We start from the raw sequence: 11,989 nt of genomic DNA on the forward strand, positions 1-11,989 counted from the left end.
TTAGATTTTCTTAAATAGAACGCAGGCATTGTGCCCACCAAACCCAAAAGTATTACTCATGGCTACTTTTACATCTTTCTTAGCAGCTTCATTGAATGTGAAATTCAGTCTGCTATCGATATTTTCATCATCAGTAAAATGGTTGATGGTAGGAGGAACAATACCATGAATAATAGTTCCCAACGCAGCAATAGCCTCAATAACTCCTGCAGCACCTAAAAGGTGGCCGGTCATTGATTTTGTAGAATTAATCTGAATGTCGAAAGCATGTTCTCCCAATAATTTTGAAATAGCATTGGATTCTGCAATATCTCCTAATGGAGTAGATGTACCATGCATATTGATGTGATCTACTTCATCAGCAGTTAATCCTGCATCTTCCAGACAGTTCTTCATTACAAGATAAGCGCCTAAACCTTCAGGGTGAGGTGCCGTCATGTGATGTGCATCTGCACTCAGACCGCCACCTTTTAATTCTGCGTAAATTGTAGCACCACGTTTTACAGCGTGCTCATATTCTTCAAGAACGATACATCCTGCTCCTTCACCAAGCACAAATCCGTCTCTGTCTTTGTCGAAAGGTCTTGAAGCCGTTTTAGGATCATCATTTCTTGTAGAAAGTGCCATCATTGCATTGAATCCACCGACACCACTTGCTGTAACGGCTGCTTCAGAGCCTCCACATACAATTACATCTGCTTTTCCAAGCTGGATCAGCATTTTGGAATCAATTAAAGCGTTTGCAGAAGATGCGCATGCAGAAACAGTAGTATAATTCGGACCGTGGAATCCATACTCAATAGAAATATGTCCCGGTGTGATGTCTGCAATCATTTTAGGGATGAAGAACGGGTTGAATCTCGGGATTTCCGTGTTTGCCCATCCTAAAACTTCAGTTTCAAAAGTCTCTAAACCTCCGATTCCTGAACCCCAGATTACGCCGACTCTGTTTTTGTCTACATTGTCTTCAATAATTCTTGAGTGCGTTACTGCTTCTCTTGCAGCAACAAGCCCAAGCTGTGTATTCCGATCCATTTTTTTAGCCTCTTTCTTATCGAAATGGTCTAAAGGATTGAAATTTTTAACTTCGCAAGCGAACTTAGTTTTAAAGTTTGTGGCATCAAAAAGAGTAATAGGAGCAGCACCGCTCTCACCTTTTACAAGATTTTCCCAGTATTCTTTTGCATTATTTCCAATTGGTGTTATTGCTCCAAAACCGGTTACAACTACTCTTTTTAATTCCATAAACTTTGTTTAATTTCTTTTTTGTTGAAGAATATTATTTATTTACTACTTCTTCGATATAAGCGATAGCGTGTCCTACAGTAGTAATTTTTTCTGCTTGATCATCAGGGATTTGAATATTGAATTCTTTTTCAAATTCCATGATAAGTTCAACTGTATCCAATGAATCAGCTCCTAGATCGTTTGTGAAGCTAGCTTCTGGAGTTACTTCTGTTTCTTCAACGTCAAGCTTATCAGCGATGATAGCTTTTACTCTTGATGCAATGTCTGACATAGTAAATTTTTTTTTAATTGTTAGATGGTGCAAATATATAAAATTCTTTACGATAAAACATTTTTTTAGTCTTTTTTGTGGTTTACATAAGAGTATTTTGTAGTTTGTGAGTTTAGTCTTTTAGTTTTCAGGGGTTTATATTTTAACATTTCATTGTCTTATTTAAGTTTATCATTCACAATTTTTTGGACTCAATATAGAATCTGTCTGATTGAGCTTTTTAAAAGTTATTTTTTACCTCAGAGCTTTATAATTACTACTTTTGCAGCCTGTTTTAAAATTCGAAATATTATTTGTTATTGATGAAAAAAAATCTGCTCATTCTTTTTGTATTGTTTTCAGTTCTTATTTCTTCACAAACTACAGGAAAGATAATTAAAGTGAAAGATGGTGATACGGTGGTTGTGCTGTTATCCGACAGCACACAGGAAACTTTAAGGCTCGCGGAAGTAGATTGTCCCGAAAAAGGCCAGGCTTTTGGTAAAAATGCCAAACAGTTTACCAGTGATGCCGTATTTGGCAAAGCAGTTACATTTTACAGAACCGCAAAAGACCGATACCAAAGAACTGTTGCTAAAATTTTTTACGATCATAATAAATATCTTTCTGAGGAAATCATTAAAGCAGGTTTCGGATGGTGGTATTTTAAAGCATCGAAGAATCTTAATCTGCAAAAACTACAAGACAGCGCGAAAGAGAATCGTTTGGGTTTATGGACGGATAAAAATGCAGTTTCGCCTTGGGAATACCGAAAGAGCAGAAGGAAGAAAAACATGGACAATAAAAGTAAAGCCCTTTAATATCTGAAAAAAGAAAAAAGAGACTGCTGAAAACAATCTCTTTTGTGGAGTTGGAGGGAAATGAACCTTACTATATTCATTATATCTAGTTATATATAAATATACTATTAATCACTATTTTATCTATATTTGCATAAATAAGAAAACATTGTTTTTATCCTTAATTATAGAAATATTAGCACCTATATTAGCACCTAATGAATTCAACATTTAAACTCAAAGAACCTAACAGCGAAAGGGAAACTCTTATTTATTTCCGTTCTTATTTTGGAAATGAAAATAAGAATTTCATCTACTCTACTGGAGAAAAAATAAAACCTTCTGAATGGGATTTTGAAAATAGACAGCCAAATGATTTGAATGGAAGAACACAAAGGGCAGAGAATCACAGAAGTATTAAAAAGCAATTAGATAGATATAGTGGTTTTTTCACTGAAATTGTCAATCGTTATAAGAATATAAATGAAGAACTAACCACAGATGTAATCAAACAGCGATTTGATGAAAATTTCAAGAAAGTAACTGTCAAAAATGATTTTTTCAGAATTTATCAAGATTTTTTAAATGAAAAAGAAAATGATTATTCAGGAAGTTCCATTTCTATTTCTACACTAAAAAGGTATAAATGCAATAAGACTTTGCTTGAAACTTTTCAAAAAGATTATAAAATTAAGATTACACTCGGAAATTTTGATGAAAAATCGTATAACAAATTTTTAAAATATTGTATTGAAGAAAAGAAACATTCTGCAAATACCGTTCATCGTAATATTGGGCTATTAAAAACTTTTTTAGGATGGGCTTTAGAAAAGAAATATACATATAATAATAGTTTTCTCAATTTTAAAAAGCCATCAAAATTTAGAACAGACGAAATTGCATTAAACTATCAACAAGTCGAAGAAATTTACAATTACGATTTTACCAAAAATAAACGATTAGAAAGAGTAAGAGATTTATTTGTGCTAGGTTGCGTTACAGGAATGCGTTTTGGAAATTATAGCAGTATTTCAAAAGAAGATATTCAAGAGAATTTTATTCGTGTAGTTGATTTGAAAAGCAAAACTAAAAATCTGTCAATACCGCTGAATAGTATCTCACGGGCAATTTTAGAAAAATACGATTATGAGCTTCCAAATATTTCCAATCAAAAAATGAATAAATTTATAAAGGAAGTCTTTCAGGAAATGGAGTTTACGGATGAAATAAAAAAGACAATGAAATATGGCGATGAATTGATAGACAAGAAATCTGAATTTTGGGAAAGGATATCTAGTCATACCGCCAGAAGAAGTTTTATTACAATAATGAAAAATAAACGAGTTCCAGATAAGGTAATTATGTCTTATACTGGACATAGAAGTTTGGAGGTTTTCAATAATTATTACCGCCCGAGCGAAGAAGATAAAGTTAATTATATGAATGAAGTTTTTAAATAATGAAACAAAACAATTTATATCTCAAATACAATCCTGGTGCAGAAATTATAGCAATACCTTTTATTGTCAGTCGAATTATTAAAGGAAAAAATATAAAAGAATTGCTTTATGAAACTATTAATGCTCTTAGAGAAAAAGCTGCTAATGTAAAGTTAAATGAGCTGGAGAAATTTGAAGCTCAAATAGAATATAATAACATTGAAAATTTTTTTGCCACACACTTTAAAGCGCTGGAAAATTCCAATGAACATACTTTCGAAGATAAAATAAAGTACTGTTTAAAAAAGTATGCTAAAGAATCCAAAAGCTTATTATCTGCTGCCAACACTGTAGTTTTAGAAGAAAATTTTTTAAAAGGTGCACAAGAAACGCTTTTTTATTATTTCATTATAAATGAGAATAAAAAGCCTAAAAAAACATTCCAATCAATCTTTGCAAATAAGGAAAACTATACTAAATTCATTTCAATAATGAAGAATAATTCTTACTTGAATGAAAATAACAAAATAGACATCCCGATTATCTTTTTTGCTGGCATCTTAACTTTTCTCAAAAAAAATGGTATTATAAAAAAAGTCAAAAATATTGACATAGTAAAATTTTTGAAAGACGATTTTAATTTCGAAATATCTCCTTCTTCTTTTTCTAGTGCTACACCCTACCCAACCAAAGACGAGGAGAAAAAACTATTTGATGACTTATCAAAAGAATTTATGATAAAGTATTAAATTTTACTGAATTTACTATAATTTATAGATTAAACACATAAACGAGGAATATTTGCATAGAATTTTAAAATAAATATATGCAAACAGTCAATCCATTTCAATCCATTATGGACGGATTAGAAGAGTTAAAAGAACTTATCTATTCCATAAAAAAAGAACCCGAAATTGAACTAAAAAAGAAATTTTATTCCTTTAAAGAGGCATCAGAAATTTTGAAGTTAGATTATCAAACGGTTCGCTCCCACGTTCTCAAAGGGAATATCAAAGCCGAAAAAATAGGCAGATTTTATCGTATCAATCACTTGGATTTGATGAATGCTTTAAATGAAGTAAAATCATTGAAGTACAAAAGATAAACATTTTTCATTTGTTTATCCAAAACACCATTCCCTAACCTTCCGTATTCCCACGGAATTAAAATCCAAAAAAATGAGCGAAAAAATTCCTTACCTAAGAGTAGGAACCACCTACTACAAAACCATAGAAAAACCCTTAATTTCAGGCGATAGAATTTCCATACTAGTTCGCTGGAATCGGGAAACCATTATCAGCGACTACGGAAAAACTTATGTTTCACAAGTTCCGAAATATGACGGTTTTTGCTGTATTCCCAATCATCTGAATTATGAAAAAATAATTGAAGGATTTTACAATATGTACAATGAAATTCCTTATCAACCAATTGAAGAAAGCCTAAATTCCGATGCTCTCAAAGAAAAAATTCAGTTTTCTCTGAACTTTATGGAACATATTTTCGGAGAACAGCTTGAGTTGGGTTTAGATTACATCAAAATCTTGCTTGAAAAACCGACTCAAATGCTTCCAATTTTATGCTTGGTAAGCAAAGAACGTTCTACAGGAAAATCCACTTTTATCAAATGGCTCAAATCCATTTTCGGGTTGAATATGACCTACATTAAAGGAGATTCTTTCAGCAGTCAATTCAATTCGGATTGGGCTTCAATGCTCATTGTAGCTATTGACGAAGTGTTTTTTGATAAAAAAGAAATCACAGAACGATTAAAATACCTTTCCACAACCGATAAAGACAAAAAAGAAGCGAAAGGAAAAGACCGTGAGGAAGTTGAATTTTTCGGAAAATTCATCCTATGCTCCAACAATGAAGACAATTTCATTCAGATTGATGAGGAGGAAATTCGGTTTTGGATTATCAAAGTTAAATCTATAAAAACAGAGAATACTGACTTCCTGCAAAACTTAATCAAAGAGATTCCATATTTCCTTCGCTATCTGATTCAAAGACCATTTTGTAGCCAGAAACAAACCCGAATGTGGTTTACTGATTCCGAGATAAGAACAAAGGCGTTGCAAAAATTGGTTTGGAAAAACAATAACAAACTTGAATCTAAAATTATTGAGCTTTTGTACGAATTTTTTGAATCTACCGAAGACCAAGAAATCCAATTCATTCCGCAAGACATTTTCAATATGCTTGGTAAAATGTTCAGAAACCATTTTTGGACAGTAAACGATATTCGAAAACTTTTTAAAGAAAGCTGGAAACTCGAACCACAAAATAACTCTTTGGCTTACATCAAATATGATATTGATTATAGTGGAAGTTTCTACCAACAGAACAAAACAGGACGATATTTTACCATAAAAAAAGATTTTATCCTTCAAAAATTTGATGAAATGATGAATTAATTGATAATGAAAACAAAATCAATAATTTATATCTCATCAAAACCCTCATCAAATTTTAAAACCTTGATTTTTGATGAGAGACCGATGAGCAAAAATTTCGAAGTTTGATGAGATGATGAGACTTTGATGAGTGTGTATTTTTCTAATAATCAAATTGTTATACCGTTTTCTCATCGTTTCATCAAAATATTTCAAAAATTAAACCCTAACATTTTACACCTATGAACTGCAAACAATTCAACATCATAAAGTTGGAAGAAGTCCTCCAAATTCTCGGACACCTTCCCACAAAACAAAATGAAAAATAAGCTTGGTTTCTCAATCCTTTTTCCACAGAAAACCAAGCCTCTTTTAAATTGGATAAAAGAAACAACATTTGGTATCTCCATTCCGAAGGCATCGGTGGAAACAATACCGATTTTATGCAAAAATATTTGAAAGCTTCCGTAAAAGTGGTTTTAGAATGGGCGAAAAATCAAAACTTTTCTTCTTTTCACCAGCAAAATAGTATTCAAAAACAAAATAGCTTAAAACAAAACTATCAAATCACAGAAATTAAAGAACTCCAAAATGAAAATCTGAAAGATTATCTACATCAAAGAGGACTTTCGCAAGTAGTTTACCCATTAATTAAAGAAGTGCAATTCAAAATTGGAGATAAAAATTTTTATGCTATCGGTTTTGAAAATCTTTCTGGAGGTTGGGAACTGAGAAATCCATTTTACAAAGGTTCTTTATTGAAGAAAGATATTTCTGCTATTAAGCTTAATAATGAAAGCCACAATCAAAATGAAACAGGAAAAAGAATAGTCGTTTTTGAAGGATTTATAGATGCTTTGTCTTTTGTTGAAATGAAACCATTTTTCAATGGCAATTTGTTGGTGATGAATTCTATTTCATTGTTGAATAGAACCAAAGAATATTTACAAAACTATTCCGAAATCCATTTGTTTTTAGACAATGACAAACCAGGAGAAATTTGCAAAAATGAAATTCTGAAATCATTTCCCGAAGCAAAAGATCATTCTGAAATTTATGCTATTCATAAAGATTTGAATGAATACTTCGTTTTCAGAAACAATACAAAAATCGAAAAACAACAGCGGATAGAATTGAACCCAAAACAAGAACAGGAGGAAAACGAAATCAATCAAGCTCATCAAACTTACAAAAGAAAACGCTGATTATGCGTGCGGATATTTTTTACCAACTACACGCAGAAGTTAGGAGCTCATTCGCAACTTTGAAGGTCGATGCTCTCCCAACAAAGTTTCTTCTTCGCTCTGCGAGGCTTTAACCTGTAAAAAATAGTACAAGATTTAATTCTCCAGAACCTTTTAAAATAAAGCAAGGGTATCAGTTACCCTGTATAAAATAGATACAGGTTGTTAGTTACCCTGAATAAAAAAGTTACAGGTTTAATACATCAAATTTAAATAAAAATGAAAACTTCCATCAATTTTAAAGTAGTAAAATCTGATTCCGAAATTCATAATTTCAGAAAGAAATCTTTTGATTACATCCGCAAAGATTTAACTCACAAAAATGAATATTGGATGGAACAAAAGATTGCGGATCGACTGTTAAAAATAGAAGCTTTTTGCAAAGAAAAATCAGGAAGAAAATTACAGAAAAATGCAATGCCAGTTCGGGAAGCTGTGGTTGTGATTAAAGAAAATACGACGATGCAGGATTTGCACAATTTGTCAAAAAGACTAGAAGAAGAACTTAAAATCCGAATTTTTCAGATTGCCATACATAAAGATGAAGGTCATTATGATAAAGACACCAAAGAATGGAAACCGAATTATCACGCTCATTTAGTTGCAGATTGGCAAGATTTGGAAACTGGAAAAACGCTAAAGCATCAATCTTTTCACTATTCTAAAATGCAGGATTTAGCGGCGGAATGTTTGGAAATGGAAAGAGGAATTTCAGGTTCGTTAGCAAGATTAGAAGCAGTTGAATTTAAAATCAAGAAAAAGGAAGAAGATTTGAAAATTTTGGAGGAACGATACAGCCAAATGCAACAAGAGATGGAGTCTAAAAAATCTGAAGATTTAATTGTAAAAGAATCCGATTTTCTTGGTTTTCAGAAAATAAAAACGGACAAAACCATTGAAAACTACAAAAAGGCAATCAAAACAAATAATATTCAACTTCTTAAAAATAAAACAGAACTGGACTCCAAAGAGAAACAGATAGCAGAACTCAATACCAAGATTGAAAGTCTAAAAAAAGAAGTTTTCTTTTTCAAAAGCAAAAACTCCACACTCCTGACCAATGAAAAGGCTTTTGCTGTTGAAAAGAAAAAATATTTAGAATCTGTAGAAAACACACTTAAAAAAGCCATCATACAAGAAAGTATAAAAATCCCGAATCTTCACAGTTTAAACGATGCTGAACGAAAAGATAAAATGATTGAGATATTGGAAAAAACTTCAAAAGAAAATCAAATTCCTGTTTCGGCTTTTGAGGAGGTTTTTAAGGATTCAAATAAAACAGCTTATCTTTTGAATTTGTTGGGTGGTGGGAATAATAACAGACAATCACAAGAAATAGAGAATGTTCAAAAAACCATAAAACCAAGAAGGTAATTGTTCTTAATATTAATTTTTTTTTATTTTTTATCATGAATTATTTAGAATAGATTTTTGAAAAATTCTACAAAAAATTATTTTGTGAATTCAGAAATATAATTCTATATTTGCAAAATGATATTTGAAAAACTCTACAATGATTAAAATTACCAAAACAAAGTTGCAAAACATTTGTGCTTTAAGTTTCGGGCAATATATAAAAGCATCTAATAAAAAGGGGATTCCTTATCTGCAAGTGAAAAACTTTTCAGACAATGGAATGTATCTGAATAATGTAGATTCTTATGTAAATGCTGATGAAATTTCAGAAAATATCCTTCTTAGACAGGATGAAATTCTTTTTGTAAGCAAAGGAATGAAGTTTTTTGCTTTTAAATACGATAAAGAAATGGGAGACGCAGTGGCTTCTTCTATTTTCTATATTATAAAAGTAGATTCAACGGTGGTTTTACCAGATTACGTGACGTGTATCTTAAACCATTCCAAAAGTATCAGTTATTTTAATCAGGTAAGTGCAGGAAGTTCCATTCCATCTATTCGAAAGAAAGAGTTGTTGGATTTTGAAATTCCTGTACCTTCGATGGAAATGCAGAAAAAAATTGTAGACATGTATAAAATTCATAAAAAAGAAATAGAAATTCTTGAACAGTTGAAAGAAAAAAAACAAGTATTGTTCAATCAAATCATTAATAATTTTAGCAAATAATATGGAAACAAAACTAACACAACAAGATATTAATAGAATCGTTTGGAAAGCTTGTGATTCTCTAAGACCTGTAATGGGAAGTGGCTCTTATAAAGATTATATTTTAACCTTGCTTTTCGTTAAATATTTATCGGATGTATGGAAAGAGAAAGCCAATGAATTAAGAATAAAGTACGATGGCAACGAAGATATGGTAAAACGCCAATTAAAACGGGAGCGTTTCTTTTTACCTGAACAAAGTTCTTTCGATTTTTTATTTGAAAACCGAAACGAAAGCAACATTGGCGAACTAATAGACATCGCTTTAACGAAATTGGAAGATGAAAACCGTTCAAAACTGGCAATGGTTTTTCGTAGTATTTCATTCAATTCGGAAACGGCTTTTGGTCCAACTAAACAACGTAACCAAATCTTGAAAAATCTTTTAACAGATTTATCTGAACTTAATTTAGAGCCTTCGCATCTTGCAAACAATGATGTGATTGGCGATAGCTACGAATATTTGATTTCGATGTTTGCGGGCGAAGCTGGGAAAAAAGCCGGTGAATTTTATACTCCTTCAGAAGTCAGTACATTATTGGCTAAATTGATAAATCCTCAAGCTGGTGACCGTATTTGCGATCCTGCTTGTGGTTCTGGTTCTTTGCTCATTAAAGTGGCAAAAGAAATCGAAGGTAAAAATTATGCGTTGTACGGACAAGAAAATAATGGTTCTACTTGGGCTTTAGCTCGTATGAATATGTTTTTGCACGAAGAAGACAATGCTGAAATTGCGTGGGGAGACACCTTGAATAATCCTCAACTCAAAGAAAAAGACACACTAATGAAGTTCGATATAGTAGTTGCTAATCCTCCTTTTTCCTTAGATAAATGGGGGGCAGAACAAGCTTCAGTAGATGAATTTAACCGCTTTCACAGAGGTGTTCCTCCTAAATCTAAAGGAGATTACGCATTCATTAGCCATATGATAGAAACTACTTTTGAAGATAAAGGAAAAGTAGGGGTTATTGTTCCGCACGGTGTTTTGTTTAGAGGAAGTAGCGAAGGTAAAATTCGCCAGCAACTCATTGACGAAAACCTTTTGGAAGCGGTGGTTGGTCTACCAGCCAATTTGTTCTTTGGAACAGGAATTCCTGCGGCTATTCTTATTTTCAATAAAGCGAAAGGCAATAATACCAATGTGCTGTTTATAGATGCCAGTGCAGAGTTCGAGTCGGGGAAAAACCAAAATAAAATGGCAGATGCTCACATCGAAAAAATAGTGGAAGAATTTAAAAAATTCAAGTCTTTACCTGCTTTAGATACAGAAGGCGGAGAAGTTTTGACGGAGAAATTTTCCTATCGTGCTACCTTAAAAGATATTCAGGATAATGAGTATAACCTTAACATCCCTCGTTATATCGACACCTTTGAAGAAGAAGAACAAGTGGATATAAAAGAAGTACATACCGAAATTGTGGATCTCAAAAAACAATTAGCCGAAACCGAAGCAAAAATGGAACATTACCTTAAAGAATTAAACCTTATTTAATTTTTGTTTATGAAAGAGTCTGAAATTATTTTATATACAACACCTCAGGGAAATGTTAAAATTGAAATACGCTTTGAGGAGGAAACTTTTTGGCTTACACAGAAGAAGTTAGCGGAGCTTTTCGATGTAGAAGTACATACAATTAACTATCACTTAAAAGAAATTTTTAAATCAGGGGAATTAAATGAAAATTCAGTTATTCGAAAAATTCGAACAACTGCGACAGATGGGAAAACGTATCTGACCAATTTCTATAATCTAGATACTATTATTGCAGTGGGTTATCGTGTAAATAGTTATAATGCTACACAATTCCGTATTTGGGCAACCAATACTTTAAAAGAATTCATCTTAAAAGGTTTTGTGATGGATGATGAGCGTTTGAAGCAAGGTCAAAATTTCGGGAAAGATTATTTTGATGAATTATTAGAACGCATTCGTTCCATCCGTGCTTCTGAACGTAGATTTTATCAGAAAATTACCGATCTATATGCAGAAGCTAGTATAGATTATGATGCGAATGCACCTATGACGCAAACCTTTTATAAAACGGTGCAAAACAAATTGCATTGGGCAATTACAGGGCATACTGCCGCTGAACTCATTAGTACAAGAGCCAACGCAGCATTACCCAATATGGGCTTACAAACGTGGAAATCTGCTCCCAAAGGAAAAATCATCAAAACAGATGTATCGGTTGCCAAGAACTATCTGAACGAAGAAGAATTAAAGGCATTAGAACGTATTGTGAGTATGTATCTGGATTATGCAGAAAACCAAGCATCTCGTCAAATACCTATGAAAATGGAAGATTGGATCAGTAAACTAGATGCTTTTTTAGGCTTTAATGAATATCATATTCTTACCGATGCTGGAAAAATTTCGGCGGCAGTAGCCAAAAAATTAGCTGAAGCAGAATATGCCAAATTTGCTCCTATACAAGACCAGAATTACATTTCGGACTTTGATAATGAGATAAAAAAACTAAAAAAATAAAT

Annotated in this window: 12 protein-coding genes; 10 read left to right on the top strand and 2 right to left on the bottom strand. The window is 32.3% G+C overall.

Translation table 11 applies throughout. From position 1 onward, the window contains the following. Both fabF and WFK35_RS00860 read right to left on the bottom strand, forming a co-directional pair. Nucleotides 1-1,245: a beta-ketoacyl-ACP synthase II gene (gene fabF / locus WFK35_RS00855; protein WP_235131838.1), complete on the bottom strand. Its 1,245-nt coding sequence runs from the start codon at nucleotides 1,243-1,245 to the stop codon at nucleotides 1-3. Nucleotides 1,246-1,279: 34 nt separating this feature from the next. Then, nucleotides 1,280-1,519, bottom strand: a complete 240-nt coding sequence (locus tag WFK35_RS00860; protein ID WP_002976354.1) for an acyl carrier protein — start codon at nucleotides 1,517-1,519, stop codon at nucleotides 1,280-1,282. Nucleotides 1,520-1,821: 302 nt separating this feature from the next. On the opposite strand from WFK35_RS00860, the gene WFK35_RS00865 reads away from it, so the two are divergent. The 10 genes from WFK35_RS00865 (at nucleotide 1,822) to WFK35_RS00910 (ending at nucleotide 11,987) form a co-directional block, all read left to right on the top strand. After that, nucleotides 1,822-2,319 (top strand): thermonuclease family protein, encoded by a 498-nt coding sequence (locus tag WFK35_RS00865; protein ID WP_336730929.1) that lies wholly within the window; start codon nucleotides 1,822-1,824, stop codon nucleotides 2,317-2,319. Nucleotides 2,320-2,516: 197 nt separating this feature from the next. Further along, entirely contained in the window at nucleotides 2,517-3,758 is a 1,242-nt protein-coding gene (locus WFK35_RS00870; RefSeq protein ID WP_336730930.1) for a tyrosine-type recombinase/integrase, read from the top strand. Continuing rightward, nucleotides 3,758-4,486 (top strand): hypothetical protein, encoded by a 729-nt coding sequence (locus tag WFK35_RS00875; protein WP_336730931.1) that lies wholly within the window; start codon nucleotides 3,758-3,760, stop codon nucleotides 4,484-4,486. The genes WFK35_RS00870 and WFK35_RS00875 overlap by 1 nt, the downstream gene beginning before the upstream one ends. A 77-nt stretch (nucleotides 4,487-4,563) precedes the next feature. Continuing rightward, nucleotides 4,564-4,842: a helix-turn-helix domain-containing protein gene (locus WFK35_RS00880; RefSeq protein WP_336730932.1), complete on the top strand. Its 279-nt coding sequence runs from the start codon at nucleotides 4,564-4,566 to the stop codon at nucleotides 4,840-4,842. A gap of 73 nt (nucleotides 4,843-4,915) precedes the next feature. Then, nucleotides 4,916-6,154, top strand: coding sequence for a primase-helicase family protein (locus WFK35_RS00885; protein ID WP_336730933.1), 1,239 nt, complete (start codon nucleotides 4,916-4,918; stop codon nucleotides 6,152-6,154). A 422-nt stretch (nucleotides 6,155-6,576) separates the two neighbouring features. Next, complete coding sequence (locus WFK35_RS00890) at nucleotides 6,577-7,338, top strand: toprim domain-containing protein (protein ID WP_336730934.1); 762 nt, start codon at nucleotides 6,577-6,579, stop codon at nucleotides 7,336-7,338. A gap of 258 nt (nucleotides 7,339-7,596) precedes the next feature. After that, nucleotides 7,597-8,751, top strand: coding sequence for a hypothetical protein (locus WFK35_RS00895; protein WP_336730936.1), 1,155 nt, complete (start codon nucleotides 7,597-7,599; stop codon nucleotides 8,749-8,751). Nucleotides 8,752-8,890: 139 nt separating this feature from the next. After that, complete coding sequence (locus WFK35_RS00900; protein WP_336730937.1) at nucleotides 8,891-9,460, top strand: restriction endonuclease subunit S; 570 nt, start codon at nucleotides 8,891-8,893, stop codon at nucleotides 9,458-9,460. Between the two features lies 1 nt (nucleotide 9,461). Beyond that, a complete protein-coding gene (locus WFK35_RS00905) occupies nucleotides 9,462-10,991 on the top strand; it encodes a type I restriction-modification system subunit M (RefSeq protein ID WP_336730938.1) in 1,530 nt (509 codons plus the stop codon). A gap of 9 nt (nucleotides 10,992-11,000) precedes the next feature. Further along, nucleotides 11,001-11,987 carry a virulence RhuM family protein gene (locus WFK35_RS00910; protein ID WP_336730940.1) on the top strand — a complete coding sequence of 329 codons (987 nt, stop codon included), beginning with the start codon at nucleotides 11,001-11,003 and terminating at the stop codon, nucleotides 11,985-11,987. Nucleotides 11,988-11,989 lie beyond the last annotated feature (2 nt).

Source organism: Chryseobacterium sp. VD8 (genome assembly GCF_037149975.1).
In the GTDB taxonomy this organism is placed as follows: domain Bacteria; phylum Bacteroidota; class Bacteroidia; order Flavobacteriales; family Weeksellaceae; genus Chryseobacterium; species Chryseobacterium indicum.